General features: G+C 40.1%; 21 protein-coding genes and 5 tRNA genes. 20 read left to right on the top strand and 6 right to left on the bottom strand.

Going from position 1 to position 26,284, the window contains the following annotated elements; genetic code table 11:
- Positions 1-12: 12 nt before the first annotated feature.
- Together DXC10_RS00435 and DXC10_RS00430 are read right to left on the bottom strand one after the other, a co-directional pair.
- Positions 13-3,225, bottom strand: a complete 3,213-nt coding sequence (locus DXC10_RS00435; RefSeq protein ID WP_117737148.1) for a TonB-dependent receptor — start codon at positions 3,223-3,225, stop codon at positions 13-15.
- 331 nt (positions 3,226-3,556) lie between these two features.
- Positions 3,557-3,643 (bottom strand) — tRNA-Ser (locus DXC10_RS00430).
- Between the two features lie 133 nt (positions 3,644-3,776).
- Between DXC10_RS00430 and DXC10_RS00425 the strand changes: the two genes are divergently transcribed.
- From DXC10_RS00425 to DXC10_RS00415, 3 genes are all read left to right on the top strand, one after another.
- Positions 3,777-4,358 (top strand): porin family protein, encoded by a 582-nt coding sequence (locus tag DXC10_RS00425; protein WP_101541791.1) that lies wholly within the window; start codon positions 3,777-3,779, stop codon positions 4,356-4,358.
- A 110-nt stretch (positions 4,359-4,468) separates the two neighbouring features.
- The gene (gene priA, locus DXC10_RS00420; RefSeq protein WP_117737147.1) at positions 4,469-6,925 is read left to right on the top strand and encodes a primosomal protein N'; all 2,457 of its coding nucleotides are present in this window, start codon (positions 4,469-4,471) and stop codon (positions 6,923-6,925) included.
- A 40-nt stretch (positions 6,926-6,965) separates the two neighbouring features.
- Positions 6,966-7,445: a low molecular weight protein-tyrosine-phosphatase gene (locus DXC10_RS00415; RefSeq protein WP_101541789.1), complete on the top strand. Its 480-nt coding sequence runs from the start codon at positions 6,966-6,968 to the stop codon at positions 7,443-7,445.
- Here the strand turns inward: DXC10_RS00415 and DXC10_RS00410 are convergent.
- Positions 7,442-8,212 (bottom strand): hypothetical protein, encoded by a 771-nt coding sequence (locus DXC10_RS00410; RefSeq protein ID WP_101541788.1) that lies wholly within the window; start codon positions 8,210-8,212, stop codon positions 7,442-7,444. The genes DXC10_RS00415 and DXC10_RS00410 overlap by 4 nt on opposite strands.
- Positions 8,213-8,217: 5 nt before the next feature.
- On the bottom strand, positions 8,218-10,281 hold the full coding sequence (locus DXC10_RS00405; protein WP_101541787.1) for an HD family phosphohydrolase: 2,064 nt from the start codon (positions 10,279-10,281) through the stop codon (positions 8,218-8,220).
- A gap of 97 nt (positions 10,282-10,378) precedes the next feature.
- Between DXC10_RS00405 and gltX the strand changes: the two genes are divergently transcribed.
- Both gltX and DXC10_RS00395 read left to right on the top strand, forming a co-directional pair.
- Positions 10,379-11,905 carry a glutamate--tRNA ligase gene (gltX, locus tag DXC10_RS00400; RefSeq protein WP_101541786.1) on the top strand — a complete coding sequence of 509 codons (1,527 nt, stop codon included), beginning with the start codon at positions 10,379-10,381 and terminating at the stop codon, positions 11,903-11,905.
- A 77-nt stretch (positions 11,906-11,982) separates the two neighbouring features.
- Positions 11,983-13,203 carry a 3-deoxy-D-manno-octulosonic acid transferase gene (locus DXC10_RS00395; RefSeq protein ID WP_117737146.1) on the top strand — a complete coding sequence of 407 codons (1,221 nt, stop codon included), beginning with the start codon at positions 11,983-11,985 and terminating at the stop codon, positions 13,201-13,203.
- Positions 13,204-13,275: 72 nt separating this feature from the next.
- Here DXC10_RS00395 and DXC10_RS00390 read toward each other — a convergent pair whose 3' ends face one another.
- Complete coding sequence (locus tag DXC10_RS00390) at positions 13,276-13,788, bottom strand: gamma carbonic anhydrase family protein (protein WP_117737145.1); 513 nt, start codon at positions 13,786-13,788, stop codon at positions 13,276-13,278.
- Positions 13,789-13,801: 13 nt separating this feature from the next.
- The gene (locus DXC10_RS00385; RefSeq protein WP_117737144.1) at positions 13,802-15,592 is read right to left on the bottom strand and encodes an aminopeptidase P family protein; all 1,791 of its coding nucleotides are present in this window, start codon (positions 15,590-15,592) and stop codon (positions 13,802-13,804) included.
- A 526-nt stretch (positions 15,593-16,118) separates the two neighbouring features.
- Here DXC10_RS00385 and rpsU point away from each other — a divergent pair.
- The 15 genes from rpsU (at position 16,119) to rpoB (ending at position 26,257) form a co-directional block, all read left to right on the top strand.
- Positions 16,119-16,310, top strand: a complete 192-nt coding sequence (rpsU, locus tag DXC10_RS00380; protein WP_101541782.1) for a 30S ribosomal protein S21 — start codon at positions 16,119-16,121, stop codon at positions 16,308-16,310.
- A gap of 70 nt (positions 16,311-16,380) precedes the next feature.
- Positions 16,381-17,265 carry a site-specific tyrosine recombinase/integron integrase gene (gene xerA / locus DXC10_RS00375; protein ID WP_117737143.1) on the top strand — a complete coding sequence of 295 codons (885 nt, stop codon included), beginning with the start codon at positions 16,381-16,383 and terminating at the stop codon, positions 17,263-17,265.
- 16 nt (positions 17,266-17,281) lie between these two features.
- Positions 17,282-17,581, top strand: a complete 300-nt coding sequence (gene hpf / locus DXC10_RS00370) for a ribosome hibernation-promoting factor, HPF/YfiA family (RefSeq protein ID WP_101542397.1) — start codon at positions 17,282-17,284, stop codon at positions 17,579-17,581.
- Positions 17,582-17,674: 93 nt separating this feature from the next.
- Positions 17,675-17,748 (top strand) — tRNA-Thr (locus DXC10_RS00365).
- Between the two features lie 115 nt (positions 17,749-17,863).
- Positions 17,864-17,946: transfer RNA gene (locus DXC10_RS00360), tRNA-Tyr, on the top strand.
- Between the two features lie 13 nt (positions 17,947-17,959).
- Positions 17,960-18,031, top strand: a tRNA-Thr gene (locus DXC10_RS00355).
- Positions 18,032-18,081: 50 nt separating this feature from the next.
- Entirely contained in the window at positions 18,082-19,266 is a 1,185-nt protein-coding gene (tuf, locus tag DXC10_RS00350) for an elongation factor Tu (protein ID WP_101541780.1), read from the top strand.
- Between the two features lie 53 nt (positions 19,267-19,319).
- Positions 19,320-19,392: transfer RNA gene (locus tag DXC10_RS00345), tRNA-Trp, on the top strand.
- A 14-nt stretch (positions 19,393-19,406) separates the two neighbouring features.
- Positions 19,407-19,595 carry a preprotein translocase subunit SecE gene (gene secE, locus DXC10_RS00340; RefSeq protein WP_004291288.1) on the top strand — a complete coding sequence of 63 codons (189 nt, stop codon included), beginning with the start codon at positions 19,407-19,409 and terminating at the stop codon, positions 19,593-19,595.
- Between the two features lie 13 nt (positions 19,596-19,608).
- Positions 19,609-20,151, top strand: a complete 543-nt coding sequence (nusG, locus tag DXC10_RS00335) for a transcription termination/antitermination protein NusG (protein WP_101541779.1) — start codon at positions 19,609-19,611, stop codon at positions 20,149-20,151.
- 57 nt (positions 20,152-20,208) lie between these two features.
- Positions 20,209-20,652, top strand: a complete 444-nt coding sequence (rplK, locus tag DXC10_RS00330; RefSeq protein WP_101541778.1) for a 50S ribosomal protein L11 — start codon at positions 20,209-20,211, stop codon at positions 20,650-20,652.
- Between the two features lie 15 nt (positions 20,653-20,667).
- Positions 20,668-21,366: a 50S ribosomal protein L1 gene (gene rplA, locus DXC10_RS00325; RefSeq protein ID WP_101541777.1), complete on the top strand. Its 699-nt coding sequence runs from the start codon at positions 20,668-20,670 to the stop codon at positions 21,364-21,366.
- A gap of 15 nt (positions 21,367-21,381) precedes the next feature.
- Positions 21,382-21,903 (top strand): 50S ribosomal protein L10, encoded by a 522-nt coding sequence (gene rplJ, locus DXC10_RS00320; RefSeq protein ID WP_101541776.1) that lies wholly within the window; start codon positions 21,382-21,384, stop codon positions 21,901-21,903.
- Positions 21,904-21,961: 58 nt separating this feature from the next.
- A complete protein-coding gene (gene rplL, locus DXC10_RS00315) occupies positions 21,962-22,339 on the top strand; it encodes a 50S ribosomal protein L7/L12 (RefSeq protein WP_101541775.1) in 378 nt (125 codons plus the stop codon).
- A 105-nt stretch (positions 22,340-22,444) separates the two neighbouring features.
- On the top strand, positions 22,445-26,257 hold the full coding sequence (gene rpoB, locus DXC10_RS00310) for a DNA-directed RNA polymerase subunit beta (RefSeq protein WP_101541774.1): 3,813 nt from the start codon (positions 22,445-22,447) through the stop codon (positions 26,255-26,257).
- Positions 26,258-26,284 lie beyond the last annotated feature (27 nt).

Genomic DNA, 26,284 nt, shown 5'->3' with positions numbered 1-26,284 from the left:
ATTTTCATTATATTAGAGAGAAAAGTTAATACCTATGTTATGTACGCGTTGTACAGGATATTTCAAACCGTCACCTGCCATTTCGGGATCCCACAAATCAAATTTGCTAAAACAAAGTAGATTAGATCCACTGTAATAGATACGGATAGAATTCATACCGATTTTCTTCAACCATTTTTTTGGTAATGTATATCCAAATTCTACAGATTTCAGTCGCAGGAATGAACCGTCACGCATAAACCAGGTGTTTCTTTTACTGTTATTGTCAATTTTTTGTGTAGAAAGACGTGGCCATAATGCATACGGATTACGATTATCCACTGACCAGTGGTCGTTAGCAATTACATCAAGCAATTGGTTGACACCTATATAGTCGTCGAAGGTACTTGTATCTTGATTGATGAAAGGGGTCGTTTTATAATAATCAATCCAAAAAGATTCGCGTGCTAATCCTTGGAAGAAGAAAGAGAAGTCAAAGCCTTTATAACCCATAGAAAGACCGAAACCATAATTGATTTCAGGATTACTTGGGAAACCGATAGGTACTTGGTCAGCCTCGGTAATTTGACCGTCAGCATTGATGTCCTTATATTTAATATCCCCCGGCTTATAATCACCAAACTGTTTGGGGGAATTTGCAATATCTGCATCGTCAATAAATAGACGCTCTGCTACGTATCCCCATTGTTGACCAGTGGAATAACCTATTTTAGAACGCCAAGGAGTATCGGTATAATCGGGCTCTTCATATACTTTATATTCACTATGTGCGTATGTGAAGTTCAAGCGACCAGACATCCAAAAATCCTTGTTGAAAGATTGGTTATAGTCTAAGGAAAGGTCTATACCTTGGCTACGCGCTTCACCTACATTAGCTTGCGGATCGGCTTCCAAACCTAAGGTACCGGGAAGGTCCTGACGTTTCATCAAAATATTGGAACGATCATCACGGAAGATATCAACTTGTAGTTCTGCCTTGTCAAACAAGCCTAACTCCACACCCAAGTTGGTTTTCTTGGAAATTTCCCAAGTAATATCCGGATTGGCATAACGACTGGTAGAAACTCCATTTACGGTATACGTATTTCCTGGAATTCCCCAAGTGTATTTCATACCGCTATCATTTAACTTCACATTAGAAAGGTAGAAGAAACGATCTGAAGAACTACCAACTGCATCATTACCTACCAAACCATAGGTGGCTTTCAATTTCAGTTTGCTGATAATTTTTTTCAGATTATCATTCCAAAATGATTCGTTAGAAATGATATATCCAATACCTGCAGATGGGAAAAAGCCCCAACGTTCACTTTCGTGGAAACGTTCGGAACCATTATAGCCAAAGTTGGCTTCAAGGAAATAACGATTATCGTATGAATAAGTGAAACGTCCGGCAAGTCCCATATTACGGGTAGGTAATGATGCCTGAACGTCACCGGATTTGGTAGATTCCAATTCGCTACGCATAGTAAATACCATCAAACCGCTGACAGCATGTTTCTCTTTGAATGTGCGGTCGTAATTAAGTGCCGTTTCCAAATAAGTATTGGTAGTTACTACTTTGCTACTTTCACTGGATGTCAAATAATCTGTACCGTCATCTGGGTTAATGGCTCCTAATACATAAGTATCTGTCAACGGGTCATAACTACCCACGTTAAAATAGTAAGGTTTATACTGACGTGCTACTCCATAATCGGATCTGCGGTTGGTGTTGAACATAAAACGTGCTTTCAATCCCTTCGTGATGAATTTCAAATCTTGATTTAATTCCACTTGAGCCATCATCAACGATTTTTTCTGGTCTTTATAACCTTTAGTCATTTCAGCATATGGATTCATATACTTACCTGTATCATAGTTACCATAGAGCAAGTAAGGCGTGGTTTCATTTGCTTTGTCTGGTTGATAGAAAGGGGGATAGAGGACAGGGGAAGTCTGGCTGATCATGGAGTAGATACTTGAACCGTCACGGATAGGACCAGAATAGTCGTCCATCGTTCCGTGCAAACGTACAGTTGCTTTGGTTGTCTTGGACACGTTTACATCTACATTGGCACGAAGTAAATAACGATTAATATTAATGTTATTGTTGAAATTATTCTGCTTGGCAGATTTCAAGTTTCCTTCGTCTTTGGAGTAGGTTCCTGCAATATAATATTTTGCGACATTGGTACCACCGCTAATGTTCATATTAGCACGATAATTGGTGGTAGATTCTTTAAATAATTGGTCACGCCAATTTACAGCAGGAAACACATTTGGATTTAAGCCGGCTTTGGTATTGGCTACCTTTTGGTTACTGTGGCGCAATTGACCAAAGTCGTACATGAAAGCTTCATTTTCCATGTCCATATATGTATATGGATCAGCCCATTTAGTATCTTGAGTAGGGGAAGAGCGTGAAACCTCTACACGGGCGGAGATTTTGGCAGGACCTTCCGTACCTCCTTTTGTATTTACCAAAATTACACCGTTGGCACCACGTGAACCATAAAGAGCCGTTGCTGTTGCGTCTTTCATAATGGAGAAACTGGCAATATCATCCACTTGTAAACGTGAAAGGTCACTGGAAGTCATTTCTACACCATCAATCAAAATCAACGGGTCTTTTTTATAACCGAATGTCGTTACACCACGTACAAAAAAGTCTGCATCATCAGCACCCGGCTCACCACTACGTTGGTAGGAGATCACACCAGCAATACGACCAGCAAGAGCTGTGGTTAAATTACTTGTAGGTGCTCTTAATTCTGCAGGTTTCACGGTTGAAACAGACGCCAACACACTTTCTTTCTTTTGTTTAGCGAAAGCAACAACCGTAACTTCATCCAACTCATCCACTTTTTGAGCCATAGTAATAGTCAGTGGTTTGGTGTTTTTTACTGTGATGATTTGGTCTTCCATACCGATATATGAAATAACCAATTTGCTACCTACCTCTACATCAATAGAGAAAGTACCATCCACATCGGTAGTAACACCTCGTGGGGTACCTTGAATTAAGATTGTAACACCTGGAAGAGGTTCTCCCATTTCATCAATAACCCGTCCTGTAGCTTTGATAGGAGCGGGGACATTTATTTCTGTATTATACAGAGGAGAGGTGTTCGTCGTAACAGTGGCTTGCAATGTCCCTTGAACAATAGTTGCACATATAAGCAAACTACAAAAGCGTTTATACTTTGTGCTTGGAAGAAAAGAATGATAAATATTCTTCATCATTTAATTAGATTTAATTATTATTAGATAAACAAAAGGCCTTTGTGTCCCCAAAGATAAGAGGATAATTACTTATATAATTTTATAAATATTCTCATTTCTTTGTAAAATCGTATCAATTTTAGCTAAAAAATGGATAATGAGACTGTGGAAACAAATTAAGAGATATTATTGATAGGTGTTGAGTATCAGATGTTTGTTATAGAAGAATTGTGTCGTAATTCGTGTTAAACCCATATTAATTCTACGATTCTATCATAGGAATGTATTATAAATAGGAAAAGTACAAATTTGGTGTGGAGTATGGCTTAATAAAAATTAAATAAAAACTTTGCGGAAAGACAGAGATTCGAACTCTGGGAACGGTTACCCGTTCACCGCATTTCGAGTGCGGCCCGATCGACCACTCCGGCATCTTTCCTTGAAGTGATGTTGCAAAAGTAATAACTTTTATGGTTAGTTGTTCTTGTGAAAATGAACAAATGGGAATGGTGATTGTTCTTTTTAGGAATATTTTACATATATTTGTCCCGAAATTTTAAACATATTGAATTATGAAGAAGATTTTTAGTGTTTTTATGATAGCTATATGCTGTTTGGCGGTAGCTATGCCTGCACAGGCTCAATTAATTAAGTTTGGTGTAAAGGGTGGTGTTAATTTGTCAAAGATTGATTGGGATGGTGGATATAAAGGTAATAAAGATAATGCTACCGGTTTTTTCATCGGTCCGATGGCTGAAGTCACTATTCCTATCGTAGGTTTGGGAGTGGATGGTGCTTTGTTGTTTTCACAAAAAGGAAAAGATGATGGTAAGCAAACAGGTCTTGATATTCCTATTAATTTGAAATATACTATCGGTTTAGGTAGTTTGTTTGGTGTCTATGTGGCTGCCGGTCCTGATTTTTATTTTAATTTTAAGGGGGATAAGAAATACATTGATGAAGCTGTTGAATTGAAAAATAAAAAAGCTCAGGTTGGTATTAATTTAGGTGCTGGTGTGAAGTTGATTAAACACTTACAGATTGGCTTTAACTATAATATTCCATTTGGTGACTCCTATACTTTGAAAGCTGCAGGAGAAGCTTTAGGGGCTAAGAATAAAACTTGGCAAATCTCTGCTGCTTATATTTTCTAAGTAATTTGAACTATATATTATAGGAATAGCGTTACCGATTAAAATCGGCAACGCTATTTTTTTATTCTCTTTCCTCCTTCTTCTTGAAAAATACTATCTTTGTTGCCACGATGGAGAAGTTTGTTGATGTTATATTACCTTTGCCTTTGCACGGTTGTTTTACTTATTCCTTGTCTGAAGAGATTGCGGAAGAAGTACAGATTGGTTGTCGGGTAGTAGTACCTTTCGGACGAAAGAAGTATTATACGGCAATTGTGCGGAACATACATAATGCCGCTCCCACGGCGTATGAGGTGAAAGAAGTGACTGCCCTGTTGGATGCACATCCTATTTTGCTTGCTGAACAGTTTAAGTTTTGGGAATGGTTGGCTGATTATTATCTTTGTACACAAGGCGATGTGTATAAAGCGGCTTTGCCTTCAGGCTTAAAATTGGAGAGCGAGACGATGGTGGAATATAATCCTGATTTCGAATCGGACATACGGTTACCCGAACGGGAGCAAAAAGTATTAGATCTGCTTTCTGTGGAATCAGAGCAATGCGTCACGAAGTTGGAGAAGGATAGTGGCATTAAGAATATACTTTCCGTAATTAAATCTCTATTGGATAAAGAAGCTATCTTTGTCAAAGAAGAGTTGAAACGTACTTATAAACCCAAGGTTGAAACTCGTGTAAGGTTGACAATTGCTGCTCGGGATGAACAGCGATTGAAAGAGTTGTTTGAAGAGTTGGAGCGTGCACCTAAACAACTTGATTTATTAATGAAGTATATTGAACTTTCTGGAGTTTTAGGAAATCAACCTAAAGAAGTGACGAAAAAAGAGCTTTTGCATCGTGCTTCCGTATCGCCTGCGATATTCAATGGTTTGGTAGATAAAGCGATATTTGAGGTGTATCAACAAGAAATAGGCCGTCTCAATTTGATACAGTCATCCATTTCCCCCCTGCATCCGCTAAATGATCATCAGCAGAGAGCTTACCATGATATCATGGAGGTTTTTCGTGAAAAAAATGTCTGCCTGCTTCATGGAGTAACAGCCAGTGGAAAAACGGAAATCTATATTCATTTGATAGAAGAGATCATCAGTCAAGGTAAGCAAGTGCTGTATTTATTGCCGGAAATAGCCTTAACAACGCAAATCACAGAACGTTTACAACGAGTATTCGGCTCTCGGCTAGGTATCTATCATTCCAAGTTTCCCGATGCAGAACGGGTGGAAATCTGGCAGAAACAACTTTCAAGAAAAGGATATGATATTATTTTAGGGGTCCGTTCGTCTGTATTCCTGCCGTTTCGTAATTTGGGATTGGTGATTGTGGACGAGGAACATGAAAATACATATAAGCAACAAGATCCGGCTCCACGTTATCACGCACGAAATGCGGCTATTGTCTTGGCTGCTATGTATGGTGCCAAAACATTATTGGGTACCGCTACTCCGTCTATTGAAACTTGGCATAATGCCATTTCGGGTAAATATGGACTGGTGGAACTGAAAGAACGCTATAGAGAAATACAATTGCCGGAGATTATTTCAGTAGATATCAAGGAATTGCACCGTAAAAAACGGATGAATGGTCCGTTCTCGCCTTTGTTACTTCAATATATACGTGAAGCTTTAGAGCAGAAAGAGCAAGTTATTTTATTTCAGAACCGTCGTGGTTTTGCCCCTATGATTGAATGCCATACGTGTGGCTGGGTACCCAAATGTAAGAATTGTGATGTGAGTTTAACTTATCATAAAGGTTTAAATCAGTTGACGTGCCACTATTGTGGTTATAGCTATCAAGTACCCCGTGTTTGTCCGGCTTGTGAAGGGGTTGATTTACGTAACCGTGGTTTCGGTACGGAAAAGATAGAGGATGATATCAAGACGTTGTTTCCCGAGGCAACCGTTACCCGTATGGATTTGGATACTACTCGCACGCGCTCGGCATACGAGCGGATCATTGCTGATTTTGAGCAGGGAAAAACCGACATCCTTATTGGAACACAAATGGTATCCAAAGGATTGGATTTTGATCATGTCAGCGTGGTGGGTATCTTAAATGCCGATACAATGTTGAATTATCCTGATTTTCGTGCATATGAACGTGCTTTTCAGCTGATGGCACAAGTGGCCGGGCGTGCAGGACGGAAAAATAAACGAGGTAGAGTAGTATTGCAAACTAAAAATATAGATCATCCTATTATTCCACAGGTAATATTGAATGATTATGAAGGTATGGTTGGCGGGCAACTTGCCGAACGGCAGATGTTTCATTATCCTCCCTATTATCGCTTGATATATGTTTATCTGAAAAATCGTAATGAAACTTTACTTGATTTGATGGCGCAAACCATGGCGAGCAAACTTCGTTCTGTTTTTGGAAGTCGTGTGTTAGGGCCTGATAAACCACCTGTTGCCCGTGTGCAAACTTTGTTTATCAGAAAAATTATTGTAAAGATTGAAGTAAATGCTCCTATGGTTCGTGCACGCGAATTGTTGATGCAAGTACAAAAAGAAATGATTGCAGAAGACCGCTTTAAGTCCTTGATTGTATATTATGATGTAGATCCGATGTAAGGTATCAAATTTATGATGTAAATATATAGAATTAGTTTATATGAAGAAAATCCTTTTTGTCTGCCTCGGTAATATCTGTCGTTCCTCTTCTGCAGAAGGGGTGATGAAACGTCTGATAGAAGAGGCAGGACGTGAAGATGAATTTATGATTGATTCAGCAGGTATACTTTCTTATCACCAAGGAGAATTACCTGATAGCCGGATGCGTGCTCACGCTGCCCGTCGTGGATATAATCTGATACATCGCTCTCGTCCTGTCCATACTGAAGACTTTTATAACTTTGATCTGATAATCGGTATGGACGACAGGAATATCGATGATCTGAAAGATCGTGCCCCTTCAATTGAAGAATGGAACAAAATACATCGGATGACGGATTACTGCAAAAAATTTACTCATGCCGACCATGTACCCGATCCTTATTATGGAGGTGCCGAAGGTTTCGAGTATGTGCTTGATGTTCTTGAAGATGCCTGCTCTGGTTTATTGGAAAGCTTGGATAAAGAAACTATCGGCTAGTCATCTAATCGGTCTTGATAGAAACGTTTTTTATCGTTGAGACTACAGGTTGCATCTACTCCGACTTGTTGTAGCCGATTGGCTATTTCATTTAGTTTTTTCCGTGATACTCTGCCGATATAGAATAATCGGTAATGGTAGTCCTTGTCCAGTAATTCCATGATATGGGTAAACGTTTGTTCGCGGGCAAAATCAAAATTTACTTTCCGTAAATCCGTATAAAGATAACGGATGCTTCTACCTACGCTGTGTATGACAAGGGCATCATTAGTTAGAGTCAGATAACAGAATCGCGTCATTAGCATACTTATAAAGAAAAGGCTCAGACTGAAAGAAATGATAGCAGGAATAAATCTCCACCATACATTGCCACTCATGGAATAATAGCCCAATATCAGGAACATGAGGAAAAGCACAAAAAAATAGAACATATATAATGAGGGCCGGTGGTAGGTTTTGGTAGGAAACTCTATTACCGTTCGTACTTGCGGAATATAATTATCGAAAGATACTCCCTGAGATATCAAGAAACGTATGACGGAAGAAGGGTGGCGAAAAGGAGAGAGGTAAATGACTTTGTTTTTTCCCTCCTTCAGATGTAGGGTTAATATCCCTGGACCATATTTGTCTTTAAACATGAGGCCGTTTGAAGGGGACACTTGATGATAGCGTTCCATGAAACTGAAACTCTTGATCTGTTGTAGCCCTATCCGTTGGTTTTGGAGCAATTCTTTGGCTCTTTTCTGTTCTTTAGCGGTCACTTCCATAGCTCTTATTTTTTAAGTTCGGGATAACTGATACGAGTATGGTAAATTGTTTTCAGCTTTTCCTTGAATACTGCTTTTATGGTTGCTATGTCCTTGAAAGTAATGGGGCATTCTTTAAAATACCCTTCTTCGACTTGAGAGTCTATAATCTTATCAACAAGGTTACTGATACTTTCCTCTGTATATTCGGGTAGACTGCGTGAGGCTGCTTCCACAGAGTCTGCCATCATTAGGATGGCCTGTTCTTTAGTGGACGGATTGGGTCCCGGATAGGTAAATAATTCTTCATTAGGTTCTTCACCGGAATGTTCATTTTTCCAGGAAATATAGAAATATTTGGTTTTTCCAAGACCGTGGTGGGTTGTGATGAAATCTTTAATCACTTTAGGCAGATTATTTTTTTCGGCTAGTTTTAACCCGTCCGTCACATGGCTGATAACCACCTGGGCACTTTGTTCATAACCAAGGTTCTTATGTGGATTGACACCACCGGATTGATTTTCTGTGAAAAAAACCGGATTTTCCATTTTCCCGATATCATGATATAAAGCGCCGGTACGTACTAATTGGCTTTTGGCACCGATCCGGTTGGCGGCTTCAGCGGCAAGATTAGCCACTTGCATGGAATGTTGGAATGTACCCGGTACGGTTTCCGACATGCGGCGCAACAAGCTGTTGTTGATATTGGACAACTCTACCAGAGTGACATTGGATGTAAAACCGAATGTCTTCTCCACCAGAAAAAGAAGTGGGTATGTAAAAAGCAACAGTACTCCGTTGATGATAAAGTAGGTGTACATACTACCATTGAGTTTCGACAAGTCATTTTCTGTAATCAGTTCGAATGCAAAGTAAACAGTAACATATGTCAATATCACAAGAAATGCTGTACGGAATAGTTGTGAACGTTGTGATAGCTCTCTCAAACTGAAGATTGCAACGAGTCCGGCAGCAAGTTGCAACAAGATAAACTCATGCGGATAGCGCAGGCAGATGGAACAAATCAAAATAGTAACTACCTGGGTAAGAAATGCCGTACGCGAATCAAGGAATACCCGTATGATAATAGGCAACATAGCGTATGGCAAAATGTAAACGTTAAAGATATTGTTTGTCACCATCAGTGCCGTCACCACACAATAGAACATGATGAGTGAGAATAACAGAGATAAACTTCCTTTACGGTTATAATAATCTTTGCGGAATAAGTCCAGATAAAGCATGAAACACAACATGAAGATGCTGACATATAATATTTGCCCCCCCAGCATCAAACGCTTTTGACCAATGGATTCACTGCGTTCAATAGATTCTTTTCGCAGACTTTCTAGAATGTTATATGTCTCCTGGCTTACAATCTCACCCCGGTCAATGATTTTTTGTCCGCTCAACACAATGCCATTTGCCCATGAATAGTTGTCAAGCGCTTCTTTCTTGGCTGTTTCTGTACGTTGCTCATCGTATGTCAGGTTAGGATACAGATATTCGTTGAGTGAACATTGGCGTAGTATATCCGGACGATAATGCAGGGTGTCGGCAGTGAGCAGATAAGTATAGGCACTTTTTACGGAATAAAGTTCATTGATATTTTGTTGGTTGGCGAGCTTATCATTTATTACCATGATGGCTGATGTGCTGTCTTTTTGTAGCTTGGTCAGTTCTTCTGTCGAGAGTATTCCTGCCTGGTATATCTCCGAAAGAATTTTTTCTATATAGTGAATGTAGTCAGTAGAAGGAAGTATTCCCCGTAAATGGGTTTGATAATCAGCCTTCAATTTTTTGAATATATTATTCTCAATATTCTTATTCAACTGGAAATAAGGTTGAAAAGAAGCGAGGATGCTGTCTTGCTCCCGCTTCACAACCTCATCATTTTTATAAATTGGAAAGTCGAAAGTTGCCATCAATTGTCCATATTTCCATGGCTTGTTTATGTCAAACTGGTAATTGAACTTGCCGTCACGAGGTAAGAAATAAACGATAATTGTTACAGTCCCAATAAAAATCAGTACCTTATATAACAAATCTCTGTACGAGAACTTTTTCCTTTTTCCATTGAAATAACCCATATCCGTTGAAATTTTTGCGAAAAGTACAAAAAAAAACAGTAGTATGGAAAAAAAGGTTTAATTTTGCCATCTAATTTATTCATAAGTAAGATAGATTATGACAGAAAGAAGAGTCAGAGTCCGTTTTGCCCCAAGTCCTACGGGGGCGTTGCACATTGGTGGTGTGCGCACTGCTTTATATAATTATCTCTTTGCGCGTCAGCATGGAGGAGATTTAATTTTTCGTATAGAAGATACCGATTCTAATCGGTTTGTACCGGGTGCGGAAGAATATATTCTGGAATCTTTCAAGTGGTTGGGCATTCCTTTTGATGAGGGTGTCGGTTTCGGTGGAGAACATGGACCATATCGTCAGTCGGAACGTCGTGATATATATAAGAAATATGTACAGATATTGCTTGATGCCGGAAAGGCTTACATTGCTTTTGATACTCCGGCAGAACTTGAAGCAAAACGTACGGAAATAGCTAATTTTCAATATGACGCTTCTACCCGTATGCAGATGCGTAATTCGTTGACGTTGCCTAAGGAAGAGGTGGATGCGTTGATTGCCGAAGGTAAGCAATATGTGGTTCGTTTCAAGATTGAGCCAAATGAAGATGTACATGTAAACGATTTAATTCGCGGCGAGGTTGTGATCAACTCTTCTATCCTCGACGATAAAGTCCTTTATAAATCGGCGGACGAGTTGCCTACTTATCATCTGGCAAATATTGTGGACGACCATTTGATGGAAGTTTCTCATGTCATTCGTGGTGAAGAATGGTTGCCTTCCGCTCCGCTCCATGTGTTGTTATATCGGGCTTTTGACTGGGAAGATACTATGCCCGTTTTTGCCCATCTGCCGTTGTTGTTGAAACCAGAGGGTAATGGTAAGCTTAGTAAACGTGATGGTGACCGTCTTGGTTTTCCTGTGTTTCCGTTGGAGTGGCATGATCCTAAAACAGGTGAAGTCTCTTCCGGTTACCGTGAATCGGGTTATTTACCTGAAGCGGTAATCAATTTCCTGGCCCTGTTGGGATGGAATCCTGGTAATGACCAGGAACTTATGTCAGTGGATGAGTTGGTGCAACTCTTCAACCTGAGTCATTGTAGCAAGTCGGGTGCTAAGTTTGATTATAAAAAAGGTGTGTGGTTTAATCATGAATATATCATGATGAAACCGGATGAAGAAATTGCCAGCCTTTTTAAGCCCGTATTGAAAGCTAATGGTATAAATGTGGATCTTTATAGTGACGTGTTCCTTACGAAAGTCGTTTCTCTTGTGAAAGGTCGTGTCAATTTTGTGAAAGAATTATGGGAGCAGACTCGTTTCTTCTTTGTTGCTCCGACTGAGTATGCAGAGAAGGATGTAAAGAAACGTTGGTCTGAGGATACTCCCCGTATTATGGGTGAGTTGATGGAAGTGTTGCGTGGCATTGATGACTTCTCTTCAAAGGCTTCGGAAGACATCGTGATTGGCTGGATTACTGAAATGGGCTATCACATGGGTAATGTGATGAATGCTTTCCGCCTGTCGGTAGTGGGAGAGTGTAAAGGCCCTCACATGTTTGATATTACCGAACTGCTTGGTAAGGAAGATACATTGGCTCGTATACAGCGTGCTGTTGAAACATTGAAATAAATAATCAAGAATGAGGAATTTCCTGTTATACAGTTTTTATTTTTCATTCTTCTTTATTCATTCTTAATTAAGATAGTATGCTTTACGATTTGGCAATAGCAATCTACGATATCCTGGTGCACTTGGCTGCTCCGTTCAGTCGTAAACCCCGCAAGATGATGAAAGGGCATTGGGTGGTTTATGAGCTTCTCCGTCAGCAGTTGGAGAAGGATGTAAGGTACATCTGGTTTCATGCGGCTTCTTTGGGAGAGTTTGAGCAAGGACGTCCGTTGATTGAGAAAATCCGTGCCAGATATCCGGATTACGGTATCTTACTGACATTTTTTTCACCTTCTGGTTATGAGGTTCGTAAGAACTATCGGGGAGCTGATATCGTTTGTTATCTGCCTTTTGACAAGACGAGGAATGTGAAGAAGTTTCTTGATTTGGTAAATCCCTGCATGGCATTTTTTATTAAATACGAGTTTTGGAAAAACTATCTGGATGAGTTGCATAAACGGCGTATTCCGGTGTATAGCGTGTCTTCTATTTTCCGTCGTGGACAGATCTTTTTTAAATGGTATGGCGGTACGTATAGAAATGTGCTACGTAATTTCGATCATCTGTTTGTACAGAATGAGCGTTCCAAACGTTTTTTGTCGAAGATTAATATCAACCGGGTTACGGTGGTGGGTGATACCCGTTTCGATCGTGTGTTGCAGATACGTGAGGAAGCTAAAGACTTGCCGTTGGTAGAACTTTTTAAGAACAATACGATGACTTTCGTTGCAGGGAGTTCCTGGCAACCGGATGAAGATTTGTTTATCGAATATTTCAATCAGCATCCGGAGGTGAAGTTAATCATAGCTCCACATGTGATTGATGAAAATCATTTGGTAGAAATTATCCGGAAACTGAAGCGTACGTACGTACGTTATACCCGTGCCGACGAGAAAAATGTACGTAAAGCCGATTGTTTGATTATAGACTGTTATGGATTACTCTCGTCCATCTATCGCTATGGAGAAATCGCTTACATTGGTGGAGGTTTTGGAGTAGGTATTCACAATACTTTGGAAGCGGCGGTTTATGGAATTCCCGTTATTTTTGGTCCGAAATATCAGAAGTTCCAGGAAGCTGTTCAGTTATTGGAAGCCAAAGGAGGATTTTCTATCAAAGATTATGAGGAATTAAGGGCATTGCTCGACCGTATGCTGGCGGATGAAGTTTTCTTGCGTGAAGTAGGTATAAATGCGGGGGCATATGTAACTGACAATGCCGGAGCAACGGATAAAATATTAAATATGATAAACTTCTGAAAAAGTAATAAGGGTAAAATGATAAAGTGGTAAGGTGATAATATTCTACCACTTTATCATTATATTGTCTTTCTATTTATACCAGTTCGAGTACATCAAGTAATTGTGTGCAATTTTTTGGTTTAATTCCTTGGCTTGTTCCGGATCTACTTTTTTGATAAATTTTGCAGGTACTCCGCCCCAGATACTTCCGGGCTCTATCACTGTATTACTCAAAACTAATGAACCGGCAGCAACAATAGCTCCTTCTCCCACGATGGCATGGTCTAATATGGTGGAGCTCATTCCTATCAGGGCATAGTCTTTGATGGTAGCTCCATGGATGGTTACATTGTGCCCTACCGATACATGGTCTCCTATTTCGATAGTTGACTTCTCGTATAAAGTATGCAGTACGCTTCCATCCTGAATATTCACTCCATTTCCGATACGGATAGAATTGACATCACCACGAAGTACCGTGCTGAACCAAATACTACAATCGCATCCTATTTTCACATCTCCGATGATAACCGCATTATCTGCTAAAAAACAATTTTCTCCAAGTTCGGGAGTAAAACCTCTTACTGATTTTATTAGTGCCATTTTTTTAGATTGATTAATGTTGGATGATTGCTTCACACGCTTCCTTTAACCATTCCTGCTCTTCTTTGTTCAGGTCGGGAGCAAGTTTGTCATAAACCTTTCTGTGATATTCATTCAACCACTCTATTTCTTCTATTGTCAACATCTCTTTGATGATACCTTTTTTACAGATAGGACAGAGGGTAATTGTCTCAAATTTTAGATAATTTCCGAACATACCTTCTCCGGCAGGGATGGTTAATATCAGATTTTCAGTACGTATACCATGGCTACCTGCTTTATACACTCCCGGTTCATTAGATGTAACCATACCTGCTTGCAGGCCAACTGGGTTTTCATTCATACGAATACTTTGAGGCCCTTCGTGCACGTTCAGGAAATGCCCTACACCATGTCCGGTACCATGTAAAAAGTTCATACGGTGTTTCCATATCGGCATGCGAGCCAACACATCTAATTGTGCACCTCTGGTTCCTTCAGGAAATACTGCCATAGCGAGGGCTATATGTCCTTTCAATATCAGGGTATAGTCTATTTTTTCTTCTTCGGTCAATTTGCCTAGCGCAATGGTACGTGTGATATCGGTTGTCCCATCAAGATATTGGGCGCCCGAATCCAGTAGCAGGAAACCTTTAGGCTGCAAGGGAACATCCGTTTCGGGAGTAGCCTCATAATGTACAATAGCCCCATGTTCTTTGTAGCCGACAATAGTATCGAAACTCTCACCCATATAAAGAGGTTGTGCTGCACGGAGTTCATGTAGTTTCTTATCTACGCTGATTTCTGTTTCCTTGCCTGTGTGAATAGCTTCTTCCAACCATTTCAGAAACTTTACCAGGGCTACACCATCACGTTGCATAGCCGCATGGATGCCAACAATTTCTTGTTCATTACGAATGGCTTTGAGAAGAGTTACCGGCGAAGCGCCTTCGATAATCCGGCAATCCGGACGGACAGCGGAATAAACGGCATAATTTGTTTTGGAAGGATCAAGCAGGAGAGTATCGGCTGACAGATTGTTCAGAAAATACTCAATATCTTCGTAGGAGTGAATGGAGACGCCAGTTTCTTTTAAGTAGATAGACAATTCCTCAGTCACTTTTTGAGGATGAATGAAGAAATCTACATCGTTACTACTGATCAGTAAATAACTGACAACTACAGGATTGCAATGTACGTCATTACCACGTATATTCAGCGTCCATGCTATTTCGTCCAATGCAGAAATTAATAATGCCTCTGCACCTTTTTTTTTCATTTCTTTACGAATAGCCGTTAGTTTTTCTCCACAACTTTTTCCGGCATACTGGGTTTCGTAAATAAAAGCAGGATCTTCGGGCATGGCAGGTCGGTCTTTCCATATCTTGTTCATAGGATCGTTGATGCATTTTATGATAATCCCATTTGTTTTCAACTCATCCTGCAATTGTTTTACTGCCTCTGTAGAAAATACTTTTCCGTCAATGCCTACTACCGCACCGGTTCCTAAATATGTTTTTATAAATGTAGAAATGCTGGGCGTTTCGGGCAACATTTCTTTGTATAAATCGATATCCTTGCCTTCCAACTGACGGGCGGCTTGGAGAAAATAACGGGAATCTGTCCATAGCCCTGCCCGCTTGGTAGTAACCACGACTGTACCTGCCGAACCGGTGAAACCTGATATCCATTCTCTTGACTGCCAGTGTGGTGCTACGTATTCACTTAGGTGCGGGTCTGTGCTGGGAATGATAAACGCATCAATACCCTCCTCTTTTAGTAATGTTCGAAGCGCGTCTATACGCTGATTGGTTGTTCGATTCATATCTTCTCTTTTATTATATAAATAAGTATATTTTCTTCTCCAAAGTTACTTACTTTCTTTTAATAACCAGCTATCTCTTATGATTTAAGTGCCTATTTTCATGAATTGTTCTGGTGGATTTCATCCCATAATATACCCATGGCTAAGGAAAATGCAGCTTAATTTTTATCCATTCTATCATGGCGAAGTTTTTGTTCCACCATGGTAGAACGAAACTTTCCCCGCGGTAGAATGAAACTTTCTCCATGGGAGAACGATTTAATATTGGGCACTTTCCCTCTTAACCTATGTAATTGAGCTGTACAAATATGCCTGCCTGTAATGATACTGCTGTAACTGTCAGCAAACAGTCATTTTAGGGTTTCAAGTGTAATATCAATCGTGTATTGTAAATTGCCAAATCGTAAATTAGATAAATTATCATTTTTTTTGCAGAAAGTTTTGTGAATAAAGAAAGTATGTGTAATTTTGCCGCTCAAATTTAATCGTGAGATTTTCAAACCATTAACATTTTAAAAATAAAAAAATGATTGTAGTTCCTGTAAAAGAAGGCGAAAACATTGAAAAAGCGCTGAAGAAATTTAAAAGAAAATTTGAAAAAACCGGTATCGTTAAAGAGTTGAGACGCAGACAGCAGTTTGATAAACCGTCTGTAACTAAAAGACTTAAGAATGAACGTGCCGTTTATGTTCAAAAGCTTCAGCAAGTAGAAGATTAATAATTCGTAAATTCCTTTGAATTATTGAATTCTTTTTCATACATTCGTTGCACGATTTAGATGTAACGATATGTTGTTGATAGATTCTTTCCTTGATTATCTTCTGCGTGAGCGGAATTATTCTGAAGGTACCGTTAGGTATTATCGGTCGGATATCCTTGAATTGCAGAAGTTCGGAGAGGGAATGTTGGGAGATTTAACTCCGTCGGATGTTGATGCTGGGCTTGTTCGTGAATGGATTGCTTCTTTGATGGACAGGGGTTGTGCTTCGAATACGATAAATCGAAAGTTGAGTTCAATCCGGGCATATTATAAGTTTCTCTTGAAGAGGGGGGAGGTTGCGATGGATCCGTTGCGAAAAATAACGGGACCTAAAAAAAAGAAACCGCTTCCTGTATTTCTGAGAGAGGGAGAAATGAATAGATTGCTGGATGATATGGACTTTGGAGAGGGGTTTGAAGGGTGTCGTGACCACATGATTATTGAAATGTTTTATGCCACCGGCATGCGGCTTTCGGAATTGATGGGGTTGGCTGATAAGGATATTGATTTTTCGGCTTCTCTTATCAAGGTGACGGGGAAGCGGGACAAACAACGTTTGATACCTTTTGACGAAGAGTTAAAGCGCTCAATGCGAGAATATATCAATATGCGGAATGATGCGGTTCCGGTCAGGGCAGATGTTTTTTTTGTCCGGAAGAGTGGAAAGCGGCTTTGCCGTAGTATCGTTGCAGATATTGTGAAACGAAACCTTTCGAAGGTAGTGACTGTAAAAAAAAGAAGTCCTCACGTGTTGCGGCACACCTTTGCGACGGCTATGCTGAACAATGGTGCCGATTTGAGTTCGATAAAAGAACTTCTTGGACACGAAAGTTTGGCGACGACGGAAGTTTATACGCATACTACTTTTGAAGAACTTAAAAAAGTGTATAATCAGGCTCATCCTCGAGCCTAAAGAAAAGGAGGTAAGTATGGATGTTAGAATTCAATCGATTCACTTTGATGCATCAGAGCAATTGCAAGCTTTTATTCAAAAAAAGGTTGTTAAATTGGAGAAGTTTTACGACGATATACAGAAAGTAGAGGTGTCATTAAAAGTTGTTAAGCCAGAGACTGCTGAAAATAAAGAAGCCGGAGTGAGGGTGTTTGCTCCTAATGCTGATTTTTATGCGAATAAAGTCTGTGATACGTTTGAAGAAGCGATAGACGTTTGTTTGGAAGCTTTGGAAAAACAGCTGGTTAAATATAAGGAAAAACAACGGAGCAAATAAAAATCCGCTAAAATTTTGCGGGTAAAAAATAAATGCCTAAATTTGCAGCCGTTTCGCTCGCACTAGAACGTTACGGTTGCATTTTTTAAGTCTGCCTCTTTAGCTCAGTTGGCCAGAGCACGTGATTTGTAATCTCGGGGTCGTTGGTTCGAATCCGACAAGAGGCTCAAGAAAAAGTGCGAGTGTGGATTAAGAGACATTCGGTGAAGTTGAAAACCGGTTAGGATAACAAAAATCCTGTAGGGGTTCAGACGAAAGATGAAAGAGTTCTTAATTTAATAGGGGCAAATACCAGAGTGGCCAAATGGGGCAGACTGTAAATCTGCTGGCTTACGCCTTCGGTGGTTCGAATCCATCTTTGCCCACTACTCTTTTTCTGCTGTTATAGCTCAGTGGTAGAGCACTTCCTTGGTAAGGAAGAGGTCCCGGGTTCAAATCCCGGTAACAGCTCATGGATATGTAAAAGCTGATTATTAATCAAATAAATAACAAGTAAAGCTATGGCTAAAGAGAAATTCGAACGTACCAAACCGCACGTAAACATTGGTACAATTGGTCACGTTGACCACGGTAAAACCACGTTGACTGCTGCTATCACTACGGTGTTAGGCAAAAAAGGTTTTTCTGAAGTAAAATCATTCGATCAAATTGACAACGCTCCTGAAGAAAAGGAAAGAGGTATTACTATTAATACTTCCCACGTTGAGTATGAAACTGCTAACCGTCACTATGCTCACGTAGACTGTCCGGGTCATGCCGACTATGTAAAGAACATGGTAACTGGTGCTGCTCAGATGGACGGTGCTATCATTGTAGTTGCTGCAACTGATGGTCCGATGCCCCAGACGCGTGAACATATTTTGCTGGCTCGTCAGGTAAACGTTCCAAGATTGGTCGTTTTCATGAACAAGTGCGATATGGTAGACGATCCCGAAATGTTGGAACTTGTTGAAATGGAAATGCGTGAGTTGCTTTCAGCCTACGAATTCGATGGTGATAATACTCCTTTCATTCAGGGTTCTGCTCTTGGTGCATTGAATGGTGTTGAAAAATGGGAAGAAAAAGTTATGGAATTGATGGATGCTGTTGATAACTGGATTCCATTACCTCCGCGTGATGTTGATAAACCATTCTTGATGCCTGTTGAGGATGTATTCTCTATTACTGGTCGTGGTACTGTAGCAACTGGCCGTATCGAAGCTGGTGTTATCCATGTAGGTGACGAAGTTGAAATCCTTGGTTTGGGTGAAGATAAGAAATCAGTTGTAACTGGTGTTGAAATGTTCCGTAAACTGTTGGATCAGGGTGAAGCTGGTGACAACGTAGGTTTGTTACTTCGTGGTATTGACAAGAACGAAATCAAACGTGGTATGGTTCTTTGTAAACCAGGTCAGATTAAACCTCATTCTAAATTCAAGGCTTCTATTTATGTTTTGAAAAAAGAAGAAGGTGGCCGTCACACTCCGTTCCATAACAAATATCGTCCTCAATTCTATCTGCGTACTATGGACTGTACAGGTGAAATTACTCTTCCGGAAGGAACTGAGATGGTAATGCCGGGCGATAACGTAGAAATCAATGTAGAACTGATCTATCCGGTAGCATTGAACGTAGGTTTGCGTTTCGCCATCCGTGAAGGTGGTCGTACAGTAGGTTCTGGTCAAATTACTGAAATTTTTGACTAATAGCCAAATATCTTATCAGTTCCCAGTAAAAGCTGGGAACTGATTATGTTCAAACGGGAGTAGCTCAGTTGGTAGAGCACCGGTCTCCAAAACCGGGTGTCGGGAGTTCGAGTCTCTCCTCCCGTGCTAATATTTTTGAAATGAAGAAGATTGTAGCTTATTTTAAAGAAACTTACGACGAACTTGTTCATAAAGTATCGTGGCCTACGTATTCTGAACTTACTAACAGTGCAGTAGTTGTTTTATATGCTTCCCTGCTTATTGCATTGGTAGTATTTGCGATGGACTTCTGTTTCCAACATTTAATGGAATTTGTTTATCCACATTAAAAAGTAAGGAGAAATGTCTGAGATTGAAAAGAAGTGGTACGTTTTGCGTGCTATTAGCGGAAAAGAATCTAAGGTAAAGGAATACCTTGAAGCTGACATTAAAAACAGCGACCTTGGCGATTACGTATCTCAGGTATTGATTCCTACCGAAAAAGTATATCAGGTTCGCAATGGTAAAAAAATTGTGAAAGAGAGAAGTTATCTTCCTGGTTACGTTTTGGTGGAGGCTGCTCTGGTGGGTGAAGTAGCTCATCATCTGAGAAATACTCCTAATGTGATTGGTTTCTTAGGTGGATCTGATAAACCCGTTCCTTTGAGACAGTCGGAAGTGAATCGCATACTTGGTACGGTTGACGAATTGCAGGATGCCGGTGAAGAGCTGAATATCCCGTATGTAGTTGGTGAGACCGTAAAGGTGAATTACGGTCCGTTTAGTGGATTTAGTGGTATCATTGAAGAAGTGAACACCGAGAAGAAGAAGCTGAAGGTTATGGTTAAGATATTTGGACGGAAGACTCCGCTCGAATTAGGCTTTATGCAAGTTGAAAAAGAATAGTACAGGTGTTACGCTGTAGTATTCTTCATTAATGTTTATATATAAATCAATTAAAAAATGGCTAAAGAAGTTGCTGGACTAATCAAATTACAGATTAAAGGAGGCGCGGCAAATCCATCACCTCCCGTTGGACCTGCTTTGGGTTCTAAGGGAATTAATATCATGGAGTTTTGCAAGCAATTCAACGCCAGAACCCAAGACAAAGCAGGAAAAGTTCTTCCTGTGATTATTACTTACTACGCAGATAAGTCTTTCGATTTTGTAATCAAGACTCCTCCCGTTGCTATTCAATTACTTGAATTGACTAAGGTAAAGAGTGGTTCTGCTGAGCCTAATCGTAAGAAGGTTGCCGAGATTACTTGGGAACAGGTTCGTACGATTGCTCAGGACAAAATGGTTGACTTGAACTGTTTTACTGTCGAAGCTGCTATGAAAATGGTTGCTGGTACAGCTCGTAGTATGGGTATCGCTGTAAAAGGGGAGTTCCCGGTTAATAACTAATAAACTTCAATTAGAATGAGTAAACTGACAAAAAATCAAAAGTTAGCTGCAGAAAAAATTGAAGCAGGGAAAGCATACTCTCTCAAAGAAGCCGCTACACTGGTAAAAGAGATTTCTTTTACTAAGTTTGATGCTTCTCTGGATATAGACGTACGTTTGGGCGTTGACCCACGTAAGGCTAACCAGATGGTGAGAGGTGTTGTATCACTTCCTCACGGTACTGGTAAAGTTGTACGCGTTTTGGTGCTTTGTACACCGGATGCTGAAGCTGCTGCAAAAGAAGCCGGAGCTGACTATGTTGGTCTTGATGAATATATTGAAAAGATCAAAGGTGGATGGACTGATATTGATGTAATTATCACTATGCCGTCTATTATGGGTAAGATTGGTGCGCTCGGTCGTGTGCTCGGTCCTCGTGGATTGATGCCGAATCCTAAGAGTGGCACTGTAACTATGGATGTTGCTAAAGCTGTAAAAGAAGTAAAACAAGGTAAGATCGACTTTAAAGTTGATAAGAGTGGTATCGTTCATACTTCTATCGGTAAAGTTTCATTTAGTGCTGATCAAATTCGCGATAATGCGAAAGAATTCATCTCTACTTTGAATAAATTGAAACCGACTGCAGCCAAGGGTACATATATTAAGAGTATTTATCTTTCTAGCACGATGAGTGCGGGTATCAAGATTGACCCGAAATCAGTAGAAGAAATCTAATAAAACGGAGTAATAATGAGAAAGGAAGATAAAAGTACGATTATTGAGCAGATTGCTGCTACAGTTAAGGAATTTGGTCACTTCTACTTAGTGGATACTACTGCTATGGACGCAGCTACAACAAGCGCGTTGAGAAGAGAATGCTTCAAGGCTGACATCAAGTTGATGGTAGTTAAGAATACATTACTCCACAAAGCACTGGAAAGCCTTGAAGAAGATTATTCTTTGCTTTATGACTCAATGAAAGGCACTACTGCCGTAATGTTTTGCAACGTTGCAAACGCTCCGGCTAAGTTGCTGAAAGATAAAGCTAAGAACGGTATTCCTGGATTAAAAGCTGCATATGCAGAAGAAAGCTTCTATGTTGGTGCTGACCAGTTGGATGCTCTCGTAAGTATCAAGAGTAAGAATGAAGTTATTGCCGATATTATCGCATTGTTGCAATCTCCGGCTAAGAATGTTATTTCTGCTCTGCAATCAGGTGGTAACACCCTTCACGGAGTTCTCAAGACTCTTGGTGAACGTGCCGAAGCGTAAATTTCGGATAAAAAATTATCAATTTATTTAGTATTTAAACAATTAAAATCATACAAAAATGGCAGATTTGAAAGCTTTTGCAGAACAATTAGTTAACTTGACAGTAAAAGAAGTTAATGAACTTGCAACAATCCTGAAAGAAGAATATGGTATTGAACCTGCTGCTGCAGCTGTTGCTGTTGCTGCTGGTCCTGCAGCCGGTGGTGCTGCTGCCGCAGAAGAGAAATCTTCTTTCGACGTAGTATTGAAGAGCGCTGGTGCAGCTAAACTTCAAGTAGTTAAAGCCGTTAAGGAAGCTTGCGGTCTTGGCTTGAAGGAAGCTAAGGACATGGTAGATGGTGCTCCTAGTGTAGTAAAAGAAGGTTTGGCTAAGGACGAAGCAGAATCATTGAAGAAAACATTGGAAGAAGCTGGAGCTGAAGTTGAACTTAAATAACATTAGCCTGTAAATCAGGTAATTCGGTTAGGAACCCTTCGTGAAAAGGGTTCTTAACCTTTTTGTGTATATATTTAAAATTAAGTTCTACAAATCCATTAACAGATGTCTTCAAATACTGTAAATCAAAGAGTTAATTTTGCTTCGACTAAGAATCCGTTGGAATATCCGGATTTTCTGGAAGTACAATTGAAGTCATTCAAAGACTTTTTACAACTGGACACTCCGCCCGAGAAGCGTAAGAACGAGGGACTGTATAAAGTATTTGCTGAAAACTTCCCCATTGCCGATACAAGAAATAATTTTGTTCTTGAGTTTTTGGACTACTATATTGATCCGCCGCGTTATACTATTGATGAGTGTATAGAGCGAGGGCTTACATATAGCGTGCCTTTAAAGGCTAAATTGAAATTATATTGTACCGACCCCGATCATGAAGATTTTGACACGGTTATTCAGGATGTGTTCCTGGGACCTATCCCATATATGACGGATAAGGCGACATTCGTCATCAATGGTGCAGAGCGTGTTGTTGTGTCACAACTCCATCGTTCGCCAGGTGTATTCTTCGGGCAAAGTGTACATGCCAACGGTACTAAGTTATACTCAGCCCGTATTATTCCTTTCAAGGGATCTTGGATTGAGTTTGCTACTGACATTAATAATGTCATGTATGCTTACATCGATCGTAAAAAGAAACTGCCGGTAACCACATTGCTGAGAGCTATTGGTTTTGAGAATGACAAGGATATTCTTGAAATCTTTAATTTGGCAGAAGACGTGAAGGTAAACAAAACGAACCTCAAGAAAATTGTGGGTCGTAAGTTGGCAGCGCGTGTTTTGAAAACATGGATTGAGGATTTTGTAGACGAAGATACCGGTGAAGTGGTTTCTATTGAACGTAACGAGGTTGTTATCGATCGTGAAACTGTAATTGAACCGGAACATGTCGATATTATTTTAGAGTCAGGTGTTCAGAATATTCTTGTGCATAAGGAAGAACCGAATCAATCTGACTATTCTATTATATATAATACTTTGCAGAAGGATCCGAGTAATTCGGAAAAAGAGGCTGTACTTTATATTTATCGTCAGTTGCGTAATGCAGATCCTGCCGATGATGCCAGTGCACGTGAAGTTATTAACAATCTGTTCTTCTCAGAAAAGAGATATGATTTAGGTGATGTAGGTCGTTATCGTATCAACAAGAAGTTGAATTTGACGACTGATATGGATGTACGTGTCCTTACCAAAGAAGATATTATTGAGATTATTAAATATCTGATTGAGTTAATAAACTCAAAAGCGGATGTTGATGATATCGACCATTTGAGTAATCGTCGTGTACGTACGGTAGGTGAACAGTTATCCAACCAGTTTGCTATTGGTTTGGCACGTATGTCGCGTACTATTCGTGAACGTATGAATGTTCGTGATAATGAGGTGTTTACTCCGATTGATTTGATTAACGCCAAGACGATTTCTTCTGTTATCAATTCTTTCTTCGGAACGAATGCTTTATCACAGTTTATGGATCAGACTAACCCGTTGGCTGAAATTACTCATAAGCGCCGTATGTCTGCCCTTGGCCCTGGTGGTTTGTCACGCGAACGTGCAGGTTTTGAGGTTCGTGATGTGCATTATACTCATTATGGTCGCCTTTGCCCGATTGAGACTCCTGAAGGTCCGAATATTGGTTTGATTTCCTCACTTTGTGTGTTTGCTAAGATTAATGATCTTGGTTTTATTGAAACTCCTTATCGTAAAGTTGCGAATGGTAAAGTAGACCTTTCTGATAATGGTTTGGTTTATTTGACGGCAGAGGAAGAAGAAGAAAAAATTATTGCACAGGGTAATGCGCCTTTGAATGAGGATGGTACTTTTGTTCGTGATAAAGTAAAATCTCGCCAGGATGCAGATTATCCGGTTGTTACTCCGGATGAGGTAGAATTGATGGATGTGTCTCCTCAGCAGATTGCTTCTATCGCAGCTTCTTTGATCCCGTTCTTGGAACATGATGACGCTAATCGTGCATTGATGGGTTCAAACATGATGCGCCAGGCTGTTCCTTTGTTGAAAAGTGAAGCTCCAATTGTAGGTACTGGTATTGAACGCCAGTTGGCGCGCGATTCTCGTACGCAGATTACTGCGGAAGGGGATGGTGTAGTTGATTTTGTAGATGCTACCACAATTCGTATTCTGTATGATCGTACGGAAGAAGAGGAGTTTGTAAGCTTTGAGCCTGCGTTGAAAGAATATAATATTCCTAAATGGCGTCGTACTAACCAGAATATGACCATTGATCTTCGTCCTATTTGTGAGAAAGGCCAACGTGTAACTTTAGGACAAATTTTGACTGAAGGTTATTCAACTGAAGCCGGTGAATTGGCTTTAGGTAAGAATCTTTTGGTTGCTTATATGCCGTGGAAGGGTTATAACTATGAGGACGCTATCGTATTGAACGAACGTGTTGTTCGTGAAGATCTTTTGACTTCTGTACATGTGGAGGAATATTCTTTGGAAGTTCGCGAAACGAAACGTGGTATGGAAGAGTTGACTTCTGATATTCCTAATGTAAGTGAGGAAGCAACAAAAGATCTCGATGAAAATGGAATTGTTCGTGTAGGTGCGCGTATTGAACCGGGTGATATCCTTATTGGTAAGATTACCCCGAAGGGAGAATCTGATCCTTCTCCTGAAGAAAAGTTGCTTCGTGCTATTTTCGGTGACAAAGCAGGTGATGTGAAAGACGCTTCACTGAAAGCTTCTCCTTCTTTGAAAGGGGTTGTTATCGGCAAGCGTTTGTTCTCTCGCGTTATCAAAACTCGTAGTTCTAAGTTGGCTGATAAGGCGTTGTTGCCTAAAATTGACGATGAGTTTGATGGTAAGGTAGCGGACCTGAAAAAGATATTGGTAAATAAGTTACTGAAACTTACTGAAAACTATACATCTGAAGGTGTAAAAGACTATATGGGTGCTGAAGTTATTTCAAAGGGGGCAAAATTCTCTGTGTCTGACTTCAGTGATATGGATTTTACAGCTATTCAGTTAAGTAATTGGACGAAAGATGAACATACCAATGGGTTGATTCGTGCATTGGTAATGAATTTTATCAAGAAATATAAAGAACTTGATGCTGAGCTGAAGCGTAAAAAATTTGCTATAACCATTGGTGATGAGTTACCAGCGGGTATTATACAGATGGCTAAAGTTTATATTGCCAAGAAACGTAAGATTGGTGTTGGTGATAAAATGGCAGGTCGTCATGGAAATAAGGGTATTGTTTCTCGTGTAGTGCGTCAGGAAGATATGCCATTTTTGGCGGATGGTACTCCGGTAGATATTGTATTGAATCCATTGGGTGTGCCTTCACGTATGAATATTGGACAGATATTTGAAGCTGTTCTTGGACGTGCTGGGAAAAAATTGGGTGTAAAGTTTGCTACTCCTATTTTTGACGGCGCTTCTTTGGATGATTTAAATGAATGGACTGATAAAGCTGGTTTGCCTCGTTATGGTAAAACAACTTTGTATGATGGTGGTACAGGTGAAGCATTTGAACAGCAGGCAACGGTGGGTGTAACCTATATGTTGAAACTTGGTCACATGGTTGAAGACAAGATGCATGCGCGTTCCATTGGTCCGTATTCACTTATTACTCAACAACCGTTAGGTGGTAAAGCGCAGTTCGGTGGTCAACGTTTCGGAGAAATGGAGGTTTGGGCACTCGAAGCATTTGGTGCCGCACACATTTTGCAGGAAATTTTGACTATCAAATCTGATGATGTTGTTGGACGTTCTAAAGCTTATGAAGCAATTGTGAAGGGTGAACCGATGCCTACTCCGGGTATTCCTGAATCTTTGAACGTATTGTTGCATGAACTTAGAGGTTTGGGCTTGAGCATCAACCTTGAATAATTTGAAAATTGGGAATTGAGAATTATT

The sequence above is a fragment of the Bacteroides sp. OM08-11 genome, from assembly GCF_003438665.1.
Taxonomy (GTDB): Bacteria; Bacteroidota; Bacteroidia; order Bacteroidales; family Bacteroidaceae; genus Bacteroides; species Bacteroides cutis.
The sequence above is the reverse complement of the archived record's forward strand: the minus strand, read 5'-3'. Positions and strand labels throughout refer to the sequence as shown.